Below are 17,470 nucleotides of genomic sequence, written 5' to 3'. Positions count from 1 at the left end.
TACCCATCTCCACCTCTACGCAAAAAACCCCCATTCCCGTTAAAACTCACCGGAACCAAACCCCGCAACGCGTGTTATCTCCTCGGAAATAATGATCACGATGTCAATGCTTTACCGGTCGCTTCAGCACTGGTGAAGCTTCCCACTAATGATAGCTAAAGGTGTGAGTATGCAGAGCAAGAATGACGCGATGAGTGAGCTTTGGCGGGTGCTGAGCGGGACGCAGGCGGCCTATGAGACGGCGCTGGAGGACCTTGACGATGGCGCGGGTAAGGATTTGGTGAGCGAGATCACCGCCATGCGCAAAGATAACATTGCTCAGGTCGAGAAATACCTCTCGGACGCGGGGATTGAGACCAGCGCGCTGGAGGAGCCCGATCGGGTCTATTCTGCGCTGGATTGGACCTCGGCCGGGATCGAGGGGCCTGATGGGGTCGAGGCGCAGGTGCGCAAATACGAGGCGGACGTGCTGGACGCCTATGACCGCGCGATCGAGCCCTATGCCGCCGCGGATGCGGAGTTGCAGTTCCTGACGCAGCAGTATGAGGCGCTGAGCGAAAAGCTGGGCGGGCTGACGCCTGACCGCGCGGCGGCGTGATTTTGGTGAGCAGGCGTAAAACCTGCGTAATTTGAAACGATATGTGGCAGCCTGATGCGGATCGGGCTGCCATTTCCTATGGGGCCGCCCGGCCTGAAGATGGAGGAGCATGGCGATGATATCAGCGATCCTTGGCATCTGTTTATTGCTGGTGGTGACGGCAGATGTCGTCATGTCGACGCTGGGGGTGGGGGCGAATGGTCCGCTGGCCCCACGGGTGGCGCGGGGGACGTTTTGCCTTATCCGTCGTTTGCCGAAACAGGATTGGGTGCATCGTGTCTGCGGCCCGCTTGTGGTGGTCAGCATCGGGGCGGCGTGGATCAACTTAATGTGCCTGAGCTGGACCCTGATCCTGTCGGGGCAAGCGGGGTCGGTGGTTTCGCAAAGCTCGGGCGCGCCGGCGGGTCTGCTGGAGAAGGCGATCTATGCCGGGCATTTGCTGTCGACTCTGGGCGGCGGCACCTATGAGAGCAGCGGGGCGCTTTGGGGTGTGGTGGCGACGTTGATCGGCGTGTCGGGGATGGTCGTGCTGACCCTATCGGTCAGTTTCGTCTACTCCACGACCCAAGCCGTCTCCACCGGGCGGGCCATTCTGGCGCTGTCGGATGTGCATCCACCGGGGACAGCGCAGTTCAGCCAGATCCTGCTGCCGCAACTCGCCACGCTGGTGGCACAGATCAAGGCCATTCCCTATGCGCTCTATTTCAGCACGGTGCGCGAGGAACGGCGCCTGCCGCAGAAGCTGGCGCAGCTGAGGGCGCATCCTGAGATGTCGGCGCAGGACCGGCGCAACCTCGACATTCTGCTGCGCGAGCTGCCAGGGTTGGAGCATGTGCCGCAGGATCAATTCGACGAGACATTCGAGGAATGGGCCAAAGGCTACACCCTGCGCCCCGAAGAAGGGTAGGTCGCCCTACACCCCGCCGTGGTCGGATTTCAGATCTTCGCCCTGCTGGTGGATCACCATTTTTTCCGCGGGATAGGGTCTAATCAGGCGGAATGCGTCCTCTGCCGGTGCTGTCAACCAAACCTCGTAATCGTCAGGAGCCAGGATCGCGGGCATCCGGTCGGGGTGGGTGTCCTTCACCAGTTCATTCGGCGTGGTCGTGATCATTGAGGATGTGGTGAGCTCGCGGTACTCCGTCCCGTAATTGCCCGCAAAGCTGCGCCAGATCCCGGCGAGGGCGAAGGGCGGGCGCGGGGTGTCGCCGGTCACGCCAAACCAGACATAGGTCGCCGGATTGCGCCCCTTCGCCTCGCAAAAGCTGGAGGCGGGGATCAGGCAGCGCCGTTCCGTAAAGCTGGCTTTCCAGAAGGGCGAGCTGTGCAGTTTATCATCCCGCGCGTTGTTCACGGCCTTGGGCTGGATCGGCTTGCCGGTTTTCTTGGAGGTTTGCGGCAGCACGAACCCCCAATGCGTGTTGCGCAACACGCGGTTGCCATCGTCATCCAGCGCCACGATGGGCGCCGTGCCCTTGGGAAAGATCGCGGTCAGCGGCTCTGCATTGCCCAGTTGGTCGTCCTCGGCGCGCACCTTGAACAGCTGCCGCATGAGGGTCGGCGCGAGGGTATTGGCGTAAAGGTTGCACATCTTCGGCGCTCCGTTTCCGGCTGTGAGGGGCTTGGGCGTTCTACCCTTACCACAAATCATGCAGGACATTCCCGTAAGGCGATCTAGTTCAACCTTAGGGACACACAAGTTTGCGCGCATTAGAGACAAATAATAAGCCATAGGAATGGAGAGAGCATGACCGAGCCCACGTCAGAAAACGGCGAGATAGAGACTGATTTCGAGGTCGGTCAGGACAATATCGACGGCAGCCTTGGCCCTATCGGCTTGACATTCATAACCCCGTTTTCGTGATCTCGGGGATCACCTCGGTGGTTTCTGTGCTGCTGACGATGATCTTTCCCGATCAAGCGGGGGCGGTCTTCCTCGCGGTGCGTAATTTCGCCACCACCAAGCTCGACTGGATGTTCATGATTATCGTAAACTTCTTCGTCATCTTCTGCATCGTGCTGATCTTTCTGCCCATGTCCAAGGTGCGTTTGGGGGGCGAGGATGCGGTGCCGGAATATTCCTATCCGTCGTGGTTCGCTATGCTTTTCGCCGCTGGTATGGGGATCGGGCTGCTGTTCTTTGGCGTGCTGGAACCTGTCTATCATATGAACGTCTCGGGCCCGCTTGGGGTGCCGTCGCCCATTGCTGCGGATGGGTCGATCATTGCCGAGAATGTAGAAGCTGCCCGCGCCATGGGGCTGGCTGCGACCTTCAACCATTGGGGGCTGCACGGCTGGGCGGTATATGCGATCATCGCGCTGGCCCTGGCGCTGTTCACCTATAACAAGGGGCTGCCATTCTCGATCCGGTCCTGTTTCTATCCGATCTTGGGCGAACGTGTCTGGGGTTGGTCCGGCCATGTCATCGTCATTCTGGCGGTCTTTGCGACGTTGTTCGGCTTGGCAACCTCGCTGGGTCTCGGGGCGCAGCAGGCCAATGCGGGCTTCAATTTTGCCTTCCGGCTCGAAATTTCGACGAATGTTCAGGTGATTATCATCGTTCTGGTCACGGCTGTCGCGCTTGTTTCGGTTTGGCGCGGGTTGGACGGCAGGGTGAAGGTGTTGTCCGAGGTCAACATGGGCGTCGCGATCCTGTTCTTCCTCTTCGTACTTTTCGCAGGGCCGACGCTGATCGGGCTGAGTGGTTTCTGGACTGGCCTGATCGCCTACACGCAAGAGATCATCCCGCTATCAAACCCCTTTGGCCGCGGGGATGATGCCTACCGCGAGGGGTGGACGGCGTTTTACTGGGCTTGGTGGGTGTCCTGGGCGCCTTTCGTCGGCATGTTCATCGCGCGTGTCTCCAAAGGGCGCACGGTGCGGGAGTTTATCGTCTGCGTTCTGCTGATCCCGTCGTTGATCATCTTTGTCTGGATGGGCATCTTTGGCGGCATCGCGATCGACCAGATCCTGACCTCCCCCGAGACTTCGCTGGTGAAAGCCAACGTCATCGACAGCTATTCGCCCGAATTAAGCCTCTTTGGCATGTTGAACGAGCTGCCGTTTACCAAGACCGCATCGACCATCGCGATCGTGCTGGCGCTGGTGTTCTTTGTGACGTCGTCGGACTCCGGCTCGCTGGTCGTGGATACGATCACCGCAGGCGGCAAGATCGACGCGCCGGTGCCGCAGCGGATCTTCTGGTGTGTGGTGGAAGGGCTGATCGCCATCGTCCTTCTGATCGGCGGCGGGTTGTCGGCGCTGCAAGCAGGGGTCACGGCCACCGGCGTGCCGTTCAGCATCTTGATGCTGGTGATGTGCTACACGATCTACAAGGGTCTGCGCAGCGAACCGCGGGCTTGAGGTAGGCAACCGGCGCGTCTGTGGAGGACGCGCCGGTGAAGCCTTAAGACCCCATCCACTTCGGCAGGATGGTGGTGATGATCGGGAAGGCGAAGAGGATTACGATCGTAATAACCTCGAGCAGGACAAACCACAGCGCGCCGCGGAAGATCTGGGGCAGGGGTGTTTCGCGATCAATACCGGCGATGACATAGCAGTTCAGGCCGACCGGCGGCGTGATCAGGCCGATCTCGCACATTTTTACAGCGAGAATGCCGAACCAGATCGGATCAAAGCCAAACGATTGGATCGTTGGGAACATGATCGGGATGGGGATAACCATCATCGAGAAGGCATCGAGGAACATCCCCAAAGGCACAAAGACCAGAAGCAGCATCGCCACGATGAGATACGGCTGCAGACCAGAGCCGACGACTGCCTCGGCCAATTGATTGGGCACCTGAATCAGCGTCAGGAAATAGCTGAAGACGGCGGCGCCGATCATGGTGAAGAGGATCATGACGGTGGTGTCTATGGTCGACCGGAAGCTTGCCACGATACGGCCCAGCATACCCGGCCAGCTTGGGCGGTGCATCACCAGCATGATCAGGGCGACAAAGGCACCGACGGCGCCCGCCTCTGTCGGGGTGACGAGGCCCAGATAGATGCCGCCCATCACAACGATAAACAGCACCATGACCTGCCATGCCTTACCCGTTTCGCGCACGGCCTCGCCCCAGCTGGCGCGTGGGGTGACCGCATGGCGCATATCGCCGCGACGGGCGATGAAATAGATCCCGACCATGAACATGATCGCGGTCAGCAGCCCCGGCAGGAACCCGGCGACCAGCATCTTGCCAGCCGATGTTTCGGTCAGCGCGGCATAGAAAATCAGCAGGACGCTTGGCGGGATCAGCACACCCAGCACGCCACCAGCCGCGACTGCGCCGGCCGAAAGGCTGCCTTGATAGTCCGCCTTCTTCATTTCGGGGATCGCGACGGAGCCTACGGTGGCGGCAGTGGCCACGCTTGACCCCGATGTGGCGGCAAAGCCTGCGCTGGTCAGGATCGCCGCCATAGCCAAACCACCGGGCAGATGCCCGACCCAGCGGCTGGCGACGTCGAACAGCTTTTTACCTACCTGCGCATGATGCGCGAAACTGCCCATCAGGATGAATAGCGGGATGATCGTGAGCGTATAGACGGCGGTGGTGGAGTATGAGATCGACTTGAGCCGCGTCATCAGAAACGCGAAATCCTCGACCAAGACGATACCAACGGCGCCGGACAGCGCCAGCGCGGCAAATACCGGCGCGCCGAATGCCATCAGCAGGATAATCAGTGCGACGGCGATATAGTGGGCAAAGGACGGATCCATCGGGGCTTCCTGACGTCAGTGAAGATCGGGTGATGCCTGCTTTGTCTTAGAAGGCTCCCCGAAGAGAAAAAGTTGAAGGGATTGGATCGCCATCTGGATGAAGGCGAACCACAAGCCCGCGGCCAAGCTGGCCTTTGTCCACCAGATCGGGATCTTGACGTAACCCCAGCGGAATTCCCGGATAGAGACGGAATAAATCGCCTCATGCGTGGCGGGGATCGCCAGCATCAGCAATGCCAGCGCCCCGACCGCCCAGGCCAGCGCGACAACACGGGCGCGGGCGGCGGGGGAGAGCTTCTCTGTCAGGACGGTCACGCGGATATGCGCATCGCCCCGTTGGGCCCATCCCGCGCCGAGGAAGACGACCATCACCAGCGCAAGTTCCGTGAACTCAAAAACGCCGGTGATCGGGCTCCCGGTGAGGGCACGCACCAAGACGTCAAGCGTGGTGCCAAACACAAGGAATGCGAGAAACAACATGGCGACCGCACCAAGCGCATCGGACACGATTTTCAGTAAACTGTTGATTGTTTGCATGATTTGATCCTTCGCTAAAATGCGATCGCCCCCAGCCGATTACGATGCCTGGCTGATTTCGTAAGGGCGTTTCAGCGTTGCTTCGGCGTCGTACTTCTTGATCGCGGCATCGATCAAGGACTGCATTTCCGCGCCATCGATCCCTGCGGGTTTCGCGGTATCCTCAAGCCAGGAATTCACCTGCGCGGGCTGGACCAGATCCTTGGCCATGGCCTTTTGCTCGTCCGAAACGGTGCTTAGCGTCACGCCTTCGGCTTCAGCGGTTTTGACATAGGTCGCAAGCACATCTTCGTAGATCGCGCTGAACTGGCCACCATAGATGTCATCGACAATCTCGTCCGAGACCTTGCGCACATCGTCGGGAAGCCCGTCATACACGCGCTTGTTCATGATGGTCGCAGCGGGGGCGTGAGGACCGTCGCCAATGTCATAGAACTGCGGCGCGATTTCATGCAGTTTATAGGTGATCGCGGTCACGAAATCGAACCCGTAGACCCCGTCGAGAATGCCACGCTCCAGCGCCTGATACACTTCGGGTGCGGCCATGGCGACGGCCGTACCGCCAAGCGCTTCGACCACATCGGCAGAGACGCCGTAGGCACGGATGCGTTTGCCTTTGATGTCTTCAAGTGAAGTGATCGGGTCGCGCAGGATCAGCGGTGCGTAGTTCCAGTTGGTCCAGTAGAGCACTTTTGACCGGTGACGATCTTCCCATTCAGCGTGCAGCGGATCGAATTGGTCGTAGACATCGCGGCAGACCTTTTGCAGCGCGTCGGCGCGGTTCATGCGGAAACACCATTCCAGCCCGCGGGTGACGGGCAGTTCAGACTGGTAGTAACCGGGCGAGATTAACGTCATTTCAGAGGTGCCATCGCGCACGGCACCCAGATGTTCGCCCACCTTGTTGAGCGAACCGGACCAGTAGCGGCGGATGGAAACTTCGCCTTCGGTGCGTTTTTCCAGCTCGTCCAGATACCAGCGGTCGATCCACGATGGGCCCGCGGAATCCGACACGTAGCTGTCGAATTTCAGCGATGTTGCGGCCAGCGCAAGGGACGGCGCGGCCAGCGTAAAGACGCCCGATGCGGCGGCGGCACCGGTTTTTAGGAATGTTCTGCGTTTCATGTTTCTCTCTCCCGATCTGCGCATCAAAGGCTGACGCGCGTTGTTCTGCATCGCGGCTTAGGCCTGATGCTCTCCCTCCAGCTCTTGCGCAATACGTTCGCGCAGGCTGGTTTTCAGGACTTTCCCGTAGCTATTCTTGGGTAGATCCTGAACAAAGTGGTATGTCTTCGGCTTCTTGAACGAGGCCATGCGGCTTTTACACCAGGCATCAAGCTGCGGCGCGTCGCAGGGGACATCACCCGTTGCGACGACAAAGGCCACGACATCCTCGCCCCATTCCGGACTGGGCACACCGATCACCGACACTTCGGACACGTTTTCGTGGGCCAGAAGCGTCTCCTCCACTTCCCGTGGATAGATATTTGTCCCGCCCGAGATGATCACATCTTTCGACCGGTCGGTGAGCGTCAGGAAGCCGGCGGCATCCATCGACCCCAAGTCGCCCGTGCGCAGCCAGCCATCGACGACGGTATCGGCGGTGGCCTTTTCATTACCCCAATACCCTTTCATGAGCGCGTCGCCAGAGACGACGACCTCGCCAACCTCGCCTGCGGGCAGGGGCTGCATGTCACCGTCAACGACCCGTACCTGCACGCCCGCCTGCGCAAACCCGACCGACCCGCGCCGCGCATCTGCGTTGGGGTGGGCGGTGTCGGCCACAAGATCGCGGGGCAGCACGGTGATGGTCATGGGGCATTCGCCCTGGCCGTAGATTTGGACAAACCGCGCGCCGAAAACCGCGAGCCCCTCTTTGATATCGGCCAGATACATGGGACCGCCACCGTAGATGATGGTCTTGATGCCTGAGCCGTCATACCCTGTGGCATGGGCATGGGCGATCTGGCGTTTGATCATCGTGGGGGCGGCGAAAAACACGAGGTTGTCCAGCGCCTGCGCCAGCTCTGCGATCTCGGCCGGATCGAACCCGCCGGACCGGGGGATGACATGGCAGCCCCCGGCGCGGATGATGGGGAAGTGATAGAGTCCCGCGCCATGAGACATAGGTGCCGCATAGAGCGAATTATCGCGGGCGGTGGGGCTGTCCACATCCATTGCATAGGCCAGTGACATCGCGATGAGGTTGCCGTGGGTGGTCATCACCCCCTTGGGCCGCCCCGTGGTGCCCGAGGTATAGAAGAGCCAGGCCACATCGTCTTTGCCCGTGTCGACGGGGGGCGTGATTTCCGCGCCGGGCTGTGACGCAGCGGTCAACGCGGGATCGTGGATGCCGAGTTCGTTGCAGGTATCGCCAAGCTCGGTCCCGCATGCGAACACCGTGCCGGTTTGGGTGACGACAACGCGGGCCTTGGCATCACCGATGATCCACGCCGTTTCGCGCGGGTGCAGCTTGTAATTGATCGGCACGACAATCGCGCCCATCCACAATACCGCGTGCAGGATCTCCAGATATTCGGGGCAGTTCTGCATGAACAGCGCCACGCGGTCGCCTTTTCGGATGCCTAAAGTATCCCCGAGATAAGTCGCCATGCCCGCGCTACGCGCCGCGAACTGCCCGTAGGTCGCGTGCATATCCAAGCCGCAGCGGATCGCCGGCGCATCGGGAGACACCCGTGCGGCCTGAAGCAGCCAATTAGAAATATTCATATGTAATCAGACCTTGCGCGCTTCGAGCACCGAAACATAGTTGGCCACAGCAGAGCCGCCCATGTTGAACAGCAGCCCCAGTTCGGCACCGGGGACTTGCAGATCGCCGGCTTGGTTGGTCAGCTGACGGAAGGCCAGCGCATGCATGGAAACACCTGTCGCGCCAACGGGATGGCCCTTGGCCTTCAACCCGCCCGACAGGTTCACCGGCAGCGCGCCGCCGCGATAGACGGTGCCATCTTCCAACGCGCGCGCGCCTTGCCCCTTGGGGGCCAGCCCCATCGCTTCGTAGGCCAGCAGTTCCGCGATGGTAAAGCAGTCGTGGACTTCGGCGAAATCGATATCCTCAAGTGTGATATTGGCCGCTTTGAACGCCTGTGCGAAGGCGTGTTCGGGGCCTTCGAACGCCAGAAAATCACGGCGCGACATGGGCAGGAAATCATTCACATGCTCCGCCGCACGCATGGCGACGGATTTCGGGAAATGCGCCGCGTTTTCTTCGGTGGTGAGGATCAGGGCCGCGGCCCCATCGGTCACCAGCGAGCAATCGGTCAACCGCAGCGGCGGCGCGATCTCGGGGTTCATATCGGACACGGTGCTGCAATGTTCGAAGGTGAACTCTTTATGCATATGTGCCAGCGGGTTGGACATGGCGTTGGCGTGGTTCTTCACCGCGATCTTGGCCATCGCGTCCAGTGGGCTGCCATAGCGCGCATCATAATCGCGCGCGGCCACGCCAAAGACTTGCGGAAAGCTCAGCGACGCCTCCGCCGGATCATTCTGGTAACCTGCACCGGCCAGCGCCTGCGTGACCTCTTTGGTACTGTGGCTGGTCATCTTTTCCGCGCCGACGACAAGCACCCTGCGCGCTTGACCTGCGCGGATCATGTTCATCCCCGCATGGATCGCGGCCGAGCCTGACGCACAGGCGTTTTCGGCCCGCATCCCCGGTTTGAACCGCAGCTGCGGATAGGCCTGATGGATCAGCGAGGACGCGAAACCGTCTGTCACCATGCCAGAGTTGAAATGCCCCAGAAGAACAGCGTCGATATCATTGGGATCAATGCCGGACTCCTCGACCGCTTCGCGCGTTGCGGCGACGATCAGCTCTTCAAGGTTTTCTTGCAGACGGCCAAATTGCGTGTGGCCGCTTCCGACGATGGAAACTCCGGTGGTCATAATATCCTCCCTGATATGAGGGTCATTTTACGGATGTCAGACCCGCGATCTATTGGTAGAAACACGTAATATGATACGTATCACTACGTAGTGGACTAAGTAGAAATGCAGATGATCGATACCTCTACCACGCAAAAGGCCTCCAGCCTCGGGTTTCAGGAATCACCCGTGGCGCAGATCATCGTGCGTTACCGCCGCATCATCGAGGCCAATAAGGCGGTGGAGCGTTTGTTCGGCTACACGAGGGCTGATCTGATCAACCGGTCGGTGCAGCGGCTGTACCCATCGACCGCCGATTTCAACCAGATCGGGGAGCGTTGCGAAGCACGTATGCGGGAGACGGGCGATACCCATTATGAAGACGAACGCTTTATGCAGGCGTCGGACAAGACCATCTTCTGGGTGCAGGCCAAGGGGGCGACGCTATCCCCGCAAGATCCGTTTTCGCTGATGATCTGGTCGTTCGAGAAAATTGCAGACAAGAGCTATCGGTCTGTCGACCTCAGCCCGCGGGAACGCGAGGTGGCGCATCATCTGGTCAACGGCCGCACCTCGCGCGAGATTGGCGAGGCGCTCAATATCTCGCACCGGACGGTAGAGGTGCATCGCGCGCGGCTGATGCGGAAGTTCAACGTCAAGAATACCGCCGCATTGGTGTCAGAGATTGTCCACGCCTTCTAAGGGCGACTACCCCGCGTCGATATCGTCCAGCGCGACGGCCCCTGCGTTTCCTTCCGTCACAAACACGTTCCGCGCCAGTGGGAACTGGTGCGAGCGGCTTTCGAGGAAATGCATCAGGTAGCCGGCGGTGTTGGGAAAGACCATCAGGTCGCCTGCTTTGACGCCTTGGGGGAAGGACATCTTGCGCCGCGTCAGCCATTCGCTTTCGGTGCAATAGGTGCCGGCGAGGTAGCCTTCGATAGGTTCCTTGCGCGGGCCGGGGGCGGAGACCATGAGCGGGTCGAGCGCGAATTCGGCGAAGCCGGATCGGGATTGGGTGCGGTTCATTTGCACGCCGATCACGGGGGTGCTAGCGCTGTCGCGTTTGCAAAAGGCGACACGGGCGAGGGTCATGCCGCAGCCGTCGAGCAGGGACCGCCCCGGCTCGCACCGCAGGGAGATATGGGCATCCCTCAAATGTGCTGCCACGGTTTGACCGTCCGCCATGTGATCGAGAATGCGGCGCACCCAGTCTTCTTGCACCAGCGATTGGGCGACGGGGTAGCTGTCGACCTTGCCTTCACCGCCGGCTTTGCGCCCCAGTCCGTCGTTATGCTGGGTGATGGGGTCGCGGTCACCGGCGAGGGCGCGGTCAAGCTCGGCCAGCCATGTCTCCCACTCCGCCGCGTCGTCGAGGTAGTTCATCGGGATGCCGCCGCCGATATCGAGGAAGAAGGGCGCGGTGCTGTCGCCCTTGATCTTGTGGATCAGGGGGAGCGTTTGCAGGATGGCGGCGATGCGATCCTCGGCGCTATAGCCGTTGAGGTGGAAGTGCAGCCCGTCGAGCCGGAGTGTTTCCGACGCGCCAATGCGCGCGGCGAGGGTAGGGGCCTGCGTCAGCGGAAAGCCGAAACGCGAATAAAGCTTTGTGCCGTCACGCTCAAACCCGTTCAGGCGCAGGCCGACAGAGACGGGCTTGGTCGCCCCTTCGGCGACGTCCTCCAGCAGCTCCAGCTCATCCTCGTTATCAAGGATCACGGTCACGCCGCCACCCACACATAGGGTCATCAGCGCCCGATCCTTAACGGCGGCGGTACAGACGATCCGGTCACCCGGAAGGCCCTGTTCAAGGCATTGTTCCACCTCCGCATGGCTGGCCGTATCGATGCCGATGCCCATATCCCGCGCGGCCTGCACGTAGCCGAGACATTTATTCGCCTTGCGCGCAAACATGGGCAGGAAGGGCAGGCCATAGTCGGTCACGCAGTCGGTCAGCTGCGCGATATTGCGGCGGAAAGGATCGACCGACTGGACGTTGAGCGGCGCACCAAAGCGGTCGGTCAGCGCGTCGAGACGGGGGCGATCTTGCAGCAGCTCTGCCATCCAGTTTTCCAGCCGCGGGCGCAAAGGCACAACGCCGTGGCAGGGGCTGAAGATCGTTTGGGGGATGGTCATAGGGAATGCTCCAGCGCGTTGGATTGGCGGGCGCTTTGCACGACGGCGGCGGCCCAGTTTTCGGGAAGATCATGGAGTGAGCGCGACAGCGTATCATTGCCAAGCACGCAGCCTTCGGTGGCACGGCCAATGACGGAGAGGCCCTTGGCGATGCCGTCGCGTGTCAGGGCATGCGCGCTTTTATCGACCCTAACACCGCCCATTGTGCCGATGCTGAGCTGCCCGTCGCGCAAAAGACCGTCGAGCGGGGCGGCAAGCGCGGCACCGCCAGCGGGCGGGATCGTGGCGTTGATCGTGACATCTGCCCCGGCCTCGCCTGACATATGGTCAACGCTGACGATGCCCGCCTGTTCCAGCGTGATCAGCTTGCCGATATTCTGCGCGGGCGGGCCGAAGGCGAGCCGCTCCATCTCTGCCGCGATCTGGCGGAAGTGGTGGGCATCGTCGGGGGATAACTCGCGGTGGCTGATCCAGTTGATCAACTGCGGATAGCAGCGGCGCCAGACCTCGGCCAGAGCCCAAGCGCTGTCTTGAGCGCGGCGCCCCATGGCGATGTCATAGCCAATGCGCAGGTCTTGGCGGATCTCGTCGGGGGTGAAGGTGGTTTTGGTCCGGAGGGTGAAGAAGTCGGCGCTGGTGCCGGAAGGGTTGCCCAGAACCTGATCGGCGCATGACAAAAACGGGGGCCAGATGTGGTGGGTAAAGGTCGCGTTTGGGGTGCGCAGGATGTGCGAAAGCGCGGCGCGTTGATCGTCCCAAAAGGCATCGTTTTGCGGTTGGGTAAACAATGCCGCCTCTACCTTGGCACGCATTGGACGACCACTGCGGCTGAAGGGGGCAATGCGGCGCGGCTCCGCGCCCGAGGGGGTATAGGTGTACCCGGTAGCGGAGAGGGTGAAGACCCCGCCGCGCCCTTCGGTCAGTGCGAGCACCGCGTCGATGAAGGTGAGGGCGAAGCCCTTGCAGCGCACGGTAGAGTTGGGCGGCACGGCGGTCTGGGCCAGACGCTGGTCAATCGGGAAGGGGGAGGGGACATGGTTGCGCGTCTCCGTTTTGCTATGACGAAACCCGTCTTGGTGACCGGTCGTAATCAGAACGTGATCAACGGTGATGTTTTGCGGAGAGATGTGCCACCGATCCCCGTTGCGGTTCACCGCCTCGACACGCGTTTTATGCCTGATTAGTCTCACATTCGACGGGGCTTGCGCGACGACACGCTCAAAGCTCCAGAACAGATACCGCCCCACATGCGCACGGGGCACGTAGTCGCCCGCATCGACAGGCTTCGGGCTTCTCGCCGCCCACCCCAGAAACGACGGCCCGCGCTCGCCTGTCCAGGCGTTGATCAGACCGGCGGGGAAGTTCATCAGCAGCACATCCGGCTGGCGCGGATCATAGATCGGCCCCGCCCCGGGATGCGCCGAGGGTTCGAAGATATGGACGGTAAACCGGTGCCGCGGACTGCGCCGCGCCGCCTCGCACAGGCTATCCAGCGCGTAGAGCCCCTTGGGCCCGCAGCCGACGATGGCAATCTCTGTCTCGCTCATGAATCCGCGGGGGCCAATCCTGCCAATGCCGTCACATCCGCCTCGCAAATCCCCAGTTCGCGCTCGACCCATTCGGGGTCAAAGACGGTGCCCAGATAGCGCGAGCCGGAATCGTGGATGATCGCGGCGACGGTCAAACCGGCAAGCTCATCCTGCATCTCGCGCACCGCCTCAAGCACACCACCGCCGGAGCCGCCGACCAGCAGCCCTTCGCGCGCAACGGCGCGACGACACCCCGCGACGCAGGTCACGTCGGAAACGCGGACGAGATCATCGAACTCCTGCCCCTTGGCCAGCTCGGGAATACGACCCGCACCCATGCCCGAGATTTTGCGCGGGCCTGCGGTGCCGTTGAACAACGTGCTACCCATGGCGTCCACCGCGACGACCTTGGTCTTGCGCCCCATCCGGCGCAGATAGTCACGACACCCTCGCGCCGTGCCGGTGCTGGAACAGGCGACGAAAAGCACATCGATCTCCCCGCCAAGCGCTGCGTCGATCTCGGCGATGGTGCCGAGCTCATGGGACTCCGGATTGTCGAGGTTGGCATATTGGTTGGGCCAGAAACGGCGGGAGTCTTCCTCCAAAAGCTTGGCGACCCGATCCAGACGGGCGGCGAGGAAATCTCCGTCAGGCGCGTGATCCACCAGCTCGATCTGGCCCCCCAATGCGCGGATGATCGCCACATTCTGGGACTGCGCATTAGGATCGACGACGCAGATGAATTGCAGCCCATGCACTGCACACGCCTGTGCCAAACCGATGCCCATGTTGCCGGACGAGGATTCAACCACCGTATCGCCGGGCTGCAACCGACCGTCCGCCAAGGCGCGTTCGATCATGTGCCGCGCGGGCCGGTCCTTGGCGCTGCCGCCGGGGTTCAGCGCCTCGACCTTGGCGACCAGATTGACATCCTCGCGGTCAAGATAGCGAGGCAGGCGCACCATCGGCGTCTGGCCAATGAGGTCGAGCACATTGTCCGCGATCCGCGTCGCCGCGAAGGGTGTCGCCGTGTGGGAGTGGGTCTTTACCTGAGTACGAATATTCATCTGCGCAGCCTTTCGGGAAGCCAAGTCTCACCGACGGCGCAGGACCGCGCCGTTGCGGATCGTGTTGCGTCTCTTTCACGTCGCGCGCTGTTGAACCCTCAAGTGGAAGGGCACGGGCTTGTGAGGGAGAGAACGATGGTCGAAAATTGCTATTTAGGATTGAACCTCTTGGGCGTGATAAAGTTCCGTCTTGTGTGCAACTGAGATGGAATTTGGGGGCGGGAAGCGATGTGAGCTCGGGCCGTGGGTCGACAATATGGGTCTCTAATATGCGGTTTTGCATCTTCTTTGTATTAAGCCGCAGTTAGGTCGACGGTGCGACACCCGCCGCCGCTACAACATTCTCGGCAATGCGCCGCAAGGGGTGGCGGGTCACGCTAGCCCAAGGCTGAACCTGCAATCCCGCTCTATATCCCCACACCGAAGCGCGCTCCGCTTGAGCGGGGGAGAGCGTAGCCGTCCCCGCATAATCCTGATTTCCATTGCGGATATCGGACGGCGCGGGCACCGTATCCATATCGAGAAACGCGGCCAACCGGGCCAAGGTTGCGGTAGGGTCGGCGATAATGTCTTCGTAGCGGATGGTGATCACGGCGTGCAGATAATCGATGTCGCGTTGCACGATGTCATGAGCATCTAGCCAATGATTTATCATCGCAGCGGAGTCCATATCGACCCATTTGGAGGTGGCCGCGGCAACCGCCTCTGGATGGCGCGTGACAACCACAAACTGCGACAGGGGGAAAAGCTGCTGATACAGACGCATCCGTGTGAGGTTTACGGGCGACTTCTCGACCCGCCACGGGGCTTCTTTATAATACGGTGCCCAGTCCCGTTCCAACCGCATTTGCGTCTCTAACCTGTCGAAATGAGATCCTTCGATATGATGCTGAGCGGGGTCGGTGGCGAAATGCATGGGCACGCCATGCCGCGCGGTGTGAGGGATTGCGCCTTGCAAATAGACGCCTTCATTCTCAGGCACGGGGGCGGCGTTGACTGCGCTGACACCGGGCAACCCGCCGATCAGCCGCGCCACAAGGCTGGTGCCAGACCGGTGCAACCCGCCGACGAAGATATAGCGATGTGCTGTCATGAAGGCCCCTTTGTCTTGCGAAAGTCAGGTAGGCTGTGGGGGAGGGGTGGCAAGGGACGTTATGTCAGCAGGGGTAATGATGAAGTCGAAGCGAGGCCGGAGCGCGATGATAGAATTTGGTAGAAATTTGAGGGAGTGTAACGTATAAGTATCATTATAACGCATTATGTAATCTACATATTGCAAACTGTTCCGGATACCGATGACCAAAGCAACACGCCCCTATTCGCCAACCTCCCGGAAAGCTGCAGAGATTTTAGGGCTGATGATCCGCGCCGCGCGGTTGGAGCGGAATATGACCGCGCAGGAACTGGCGGAACGGGCAGGGGTCTCTCGCCCGCTGTTGTCACGGGTGGAAAAGGGGGACATGACCGTATCCCTTGGTGCCGTTTTCGAAATCGCCACCATCCTTGGCGTTCCGCTATTTGAGGAAGATGACGAACGGCTGACCACGCGGCTCGCGACCGAACGGCGGGCAAATGCGCTGTTGCGTCAGCGTGCCTTCCAGGCCAGCCGCGGGAAGATAGACAATGACTTCTGAGCTGTTGAAACCGACCAAGACCCTCTATGTCTGGATCTTTCTGCCCGGTGCAACCGACCCTGTGGTCGCTGGCCGCGTCGATCTTGTGGGTCAGCTGCATCAGTTCACTTACGGTAAAAGCTATCTGCGCAATCCTGATGCGATTCCGATTTTCCTGCCGGAGCTGCCCTTGGACGAGCAAATTCACGTGCCCGCCGCCCCCCTACAGATAGCAGGTTGCCTGCGCGACGGGGCCCCTGATTTCTGGGGGCGCCGGGTTATTATCAACCGGTTGACGGGTGCGAAGGGCATCGCCATGGATCTCGATGCGCTCGACGAGATGAACTATATGCTGCAGTCCGGCTCCGACCGGATTGGCGCACTGGACTTCCAGAGCTCTGCGACAGAATACGTGCCGCGACTGGCGGGGGAGGTTGCGCTTTCGACCCTTATAGAGGCTGCGGATCTTGTGGAACGTGGCGTGCCACTGCCGCTGGAACTGGACGAAGCCTTGCGCCACGGGACGTCTATCGGCGGGGCACGGCCCAAGGCGCAGGTCACGGATGGCAATCGCAAGATGATCGCGAAATTCAGCGCCTCCAACGACCAGCATTCCGTGGTAAAGGGCGAATATATCGCGATGAAGATTGCGCAGGCCTGCGGTATGAACGTCGCCCCGGTCGAGCTTCGCCAGATCATGGGCAAGGATGTGTTGCTGATCGAGCGGTTCGACCGGATCAATACGGGCCAAGGCTGGACACGGCGCGCGATGGTATCTGCGTTGACCATTCTGGGGCTCAGCGAGCTTCAGGGGCGCTACGCCAGCTACGAGGACCTTGCCACCCATCTGCGCAGAGCGAGCATCGCGCCAAGCGCGGATCTGCAAGAATTATTCGCGCGTATGTGTTTCAACATTCTCATCGGGAATACCGATGACCACGCCCGCAATCATGCGGGGTTCTGGACGGGGGAACAGCTTCAGTTGACACCGGCCTACGACATCGACCCGCGCCCGCGGGCGTCATATGAGGCCAATCAGGCCATGGCGGTACGGGGGACAGATCACCGCGCGAACCTTTCTTTGGCGTTGGATGCGGCCGGTAGCTTCGGGTTGGATCAGGAGCGGGCTAAAACGATTATCCTTCGTCAGGTCGAGGCGATCCGCGATCTGTTTGATGAGATGGCCCGAGACGTGGATTTGACGCCGGCAGATTATAGTGCGTTACGGGATCGGGCAATTTTACGTGAGTTCGCCTTTGATGGATTGTCCAGTAAGTTGGCCGCCCTAGTCGGAGATTTTCATTCGCATTAACCCGCAGCAATTTGTTAGTTAAAAAAGTGCTGATGGGCTGTGGGCCTTCTTCCGAGCGCCGTCATTGTTA

At 60.7% G+C, this 17,470-nt stretch carries 15 protein-coding genes and 1 pseudogene; 6 read left to right on the top strand and 10 right to left on the bottom strand.

The window, feature by feature from the left end:
- The first annotated feature begins 169 nt into the window (after positions 1-169).
- Both ACNQ62_RS01165 and ACNQ62_RS01160 read left to right on the top strand, forming a co-directional pair.
- Complete coding sequence (locus ACNQ62_RS01165) at positions 170-598, top strand: hypothetical protein (RefSeq protein ID WP_418094008.1); 429 nt, start codon at positions 170-172, stop codon at positions 596-598.
- A gap of 109 nt (positions 599-707) precedes the next feature.
- Positions 708-1,505 carry a hypothetical protein gene (locus ACNQ62_RS01160; RefSeq protein ID WP_418094007.1) on the top strand — a complete coding sequence of 266 codons (798 nt, stop codon included), beginning with the start codon at positions 708-710 and terminating at the stop codon, positions 1,503-1,505.
- Between the two features lie 6 nt (positions 1,506-1,511).
- Here the strand turns inward: ACNQ62_RS01160 and ACNQ62_RS01155 are convergent, their stop codons facing one another.
- Positions 1,512-2,189: an SOS response-associated peptidase gene (locus ACNQ62_RS01155; protein WP_418094006.1), complete on the bottom strand. Its 678-nt coding sequence runs from the start codon at positions 2,187-2,189 to the stop codon at positions 1,512-1,514.
- A 156-nt stretch (positions 2,190-2,345) separates the two neighbouring features.
- On the opposite strand from ACNQ62_RS01155, the pseudogene ACNQ62_RS01150 reads away from it, so the two are divergent.
- Positions 2,346-3,961: pseudogene (locus tag ACNQ62_RS01150) on the top strand (BCCT family transporter).
- Positions 3,962-4,004: 43 nt separating this feature from the next.
- Here the strand turns inward: ACNQ62_RS01150 and ACNQ62_RS01145 are convergent.
- The 5 genes from ACNQ62_RS01145 to ACNQ62_RS01125 are packed head-to-tail and all read right to left on the bottom strand — an operon-like array spanning position 4,005 to position 9,764.
- The gene (locus tag ACNQ62_RS01145) at positions 4,005-5,318 is read right to left on the bottom strand and encodes a TRAP transporter large permease (RefSeq protein WP_418094005.1); all 1,314 of its coding nucleotides are present in this window, start codon (positions 5,316-5,318) and stop codon (positions 4,005-4,007) included.
- A gap of 15 nt (positions 5,319-5,333) precedes the next feature.
- On the bottom strand, positions 5,334-5,855 hold the full coding sequence (locus ACNQ62_RS01140; RefSeq protein WP_418094004.1) for a TRAP transporter small permease: 522 nt from the start codon (positions 5,853-5,855) through the stop codon (positions 5,334-5,336).
- Positions 5,856-5,894: 39 nt separating this feature from the next.
- Entirely contained in the window at positions 5,895-6,980 is a 1,086-nt protein-coding gene (locus ACNQ62_RS01135; RefSeq protein WP_418094003.1) for a C4-dicarboxylate TRAP transporter substrate-binding protein, read from the bottom strand.
- Between the two features lie 57 nt (positions 6,981-7,037).
- Complete coding sequence (locus ACNQ62_RS01130) at positions 7,038-8,585, bottom strand: class I adenylate-forming enzyme family protein (protein ID WP_418094002.1); 1,548 nt, start codon at positions 8,583-8,585, stop codon at positions 7,038-7,040.
- Between the two features lie 6 nt (positions 8,586-8,591).
- Positions 8,592-9,764 carry an acetyl-CoA acetyltransferase gene (locus ACNQ62_RS01125; protein WP_418094001.1) on the bottom strand — a complete coding sequence of 391 codons (1,173 nt, stop codon included), beginning with the start codon at positions 9,762-9,764 and terminating at the stop codon, positions 8,592-8,594.
- A gap of 111 nt (positions 9,765-9,875) precedes the next feature.
- On the opposite strand from ACNQ62_RS01125, the gene ACNQ62_RS01120 reads away from it, so the two are divergent.
- On the top strand, positions 9,876-10,445 hold the full coding sequence (locus tag ACNQ62_RS01120; protein WP_235183679.1) for a PAS and helix-turn-helix domain-containing protein: 570 nt from the start codon (positions 9,876-9,878) through the stop codon (positions 10,443-10,445).
- Between the two features lie 6 nt (positions 10,446-10,451).
- Here ACNQ62_RS01120 and ACNQ62_RS01115 read toward each other — a convergent pair whose 3' ends face one another.
- From ACNQ62_RS01115 to ACNQ62_RS01100, 4 genes are all read right to left on the bottom strand, one after another.
- Entirely contained in the window at positions 10,452-11,879 is a 1,428-nt protein-coding gene (locus ACNQ62_RS01115; protein WP_418094000.1) for a Y4yA family PLP-dependent enzyme, read from the bottom strand.
- On the bottom strand, positions 11,876-13,426 hold the full coding sequence (locus ACNQ62_RS01110) for an FAD/NAD(P)-binding protein (RefSeq protein WP_418093999.1): 1,551 nt from the start codon (positions 13,424-13,426) through the stop codon (positions 11,876-11,878). Before ACNQ62_RS01110 ends, ACNQ62_RS01115 begins: the two co-directional genes overlap by 4 nt.
- Positions 13,423-14,475, bottom strand: a complete 1,053-nt coding sequence (sbnA, locus tag ACNQ62_RS01105) for a 2,3-diaminopropionate biosynthesis protein SbnA (RefSeq protein ID WP_418093998.1) — start codon at positions 14,473-14,475, stop codon at positions 13,423-13,425. Before sbnA ends, ACNQ62_RS01110 begins: the two co-directional genes overlap by 4 nt.
- Before the next feature lie 304 nt (positions 14,476-14,779).
- On the bottom strand, positions 14,780-15,568 hold the full coding sequence (locus ACNQ62_RS01100; RefSeq protein ID WP_418093997.1) for a sulfotransferase family protein: 789 nt from the start codon (positions 15,566-15,568) through the stop codon (positions 14,780-14,782).
- A gap of 202 nt (positions 15,569-15,770) precedes the next feature.
- Between ACNQ62_RS01100 and ACNQ62_RS01095 the strand changes: the two genes are divergently transcribed.
- Entirely contained in the window at positions 15,771-16,109 is a 339-nt protein-coding gene (locus ACNQ62_RS01095; protein ID WP_418093996.1) for a helix-turn-helix domain-containing protein, read from the top strand.
- Positions 16,099-17,400, top strand: a complete 1,302-nt coding sequence (locus tag ACNQ62_RS01090) for a type II toxin-antitoxin system HipA family toxin (protein WP_418093995.1) — start codon at positions 16,099-16,101, stop codon at positions 17,398-17,400. The genes ACNQ62_RS01095 and ACNQ62_RS01090 overlap by 11 nt, the downstream gene beginning before the upstream one ends.
- Positions 17,401-17,470 lie beyond the last annotated feature (70 nt).

The organism is Sulfitobacter sp. SBS6, assembly GCF_048285585.1.
Classification (GTDB): Bacteria; Pseudomonadota; Alphaproteobacteria; order Rhodobacterales; family Rhodobacteraceae; genus Sulfitobacter; species Sulfitobacter pontiacus.
This window is presented reverse-complemented; position numbering and strand designations above follow the sequence as displayed.

What these genes read in the sequence shown, in the direction of transcription:
- ACNQ62_RS01095 (WP_418093996.1), top strand. Translation starts at nt 15,771, where the DNA reads ATGACCAAAGCAACACGCCCCTATTCGCCAACCTCCCGGAAAGCTGCA.
- ACNQ62_RS01100 (WP_418093997.1), bottom strand. Translation starts at nt 15,568, where the DNA reads ATGACAGCACATCGCTATATCTTCGTCGGCGGGTTGCACCGGTCTGGC.
- ACNQ62_RS01160 (WP_418094007.1), top strand. Translation starts at nt 708, where the DNA reads ATGGCGATGATATCAGCGATCCTTGGCATCTGTTTATTGCTGGTGGTG.
- ACNQ62_RS01140 (WP_418094004.1), bottom strand. Translation starts at nt 5,855, where the DNA reads ATGCAAACAATCAACAGTTTACTGAAAATCGTGTCCGATGCGCTTGGT.
- ACNQ62_RS01110 (WP_418093999.1), bottom strand. Translation starts at nt 13,426, where the DNA reads ATGAGCGAGACAGAGATTGCCATCGTCGGCTGCGGGCCCAAGGGGCTC.
- ACNQ62_RS01120 (WP_235183679.1), top strand. Translation starts at nt 9,876, where the DNA reads ATGATCGATACCTCTACCACGCAAAAGGCCTCCAGCCTCGGGTTTCAG.
- ACNQ62_RS01145 (WP_418094005.1), bottom strand. Translation starts at nt 5,318, where the DNA reads ATGGATCCGTCCTTTGCCCACTATATCGCCGTCGCACTGATTATCCTG.
- ACNQ62_RS01125 (WP_418094001.1), bottom strand. Translation starts at nt 9,764, where the DNA reads ATGACCACCGGAGTTTCCATCGTCGGAAGCGGCCACACGCAATTTGGC.
- ACNQ62_RS01155 (WP_418094006.1), bottom strand. Translation starts at nt 2,189, where the DNA reads ATGTGCAACCTTTACGCCAATACCCTCGCGCCGACCCTCATGCGGCAG.
- sbnA (WP_418093998.1), bottom strand. Translation starts at nt 14,475, where the DNA reads ATGAATATTCGTACTCAGGTAAAGACCCACTCCCACACGGCGACACCC.
- ACNQ62_RS01090 (WP_418093995.1), top strand. Translation starts at nt 16,099, where the DNA reads ATGACTTCTGAGCTGTTGAAACCGACCAAGACCCTCTATGTCTGGATC.
- ACNQ62_RS01135 (WP_418094003.1), bottom strand. Translation starts at nt 6,980, where the DNA reads ATGAAACGCAGAACATTCCTAAAAACCGGTGCCGCCGCCGCATCGGGC.
- ACNQ62_RS01130 (WP_418094002.1), bottom strand. Translation starts at nt 8,585, where the DNA reads ATGAATATTTCTAATTGGCTGCTTCAGGCCGCACGGGTGTCTCCCGAT.
- ACNQ62_RS01165 (WP_418094008.1), top strand. Translation starts at nt 170, where the DNA reads ATGCAGAGCAAGAATGACGCGATGAGTGAGCTTTGGCGGGTGCTGAGC.
- ACNQ62_RS01115 (WP_418094000.1), bottom strand. Translation starts at nt 11,879, where the DNA reads ATGACCATCCCCCAAACGATCTTCAGCCCCTGCCACGGCGTTGTGCCT.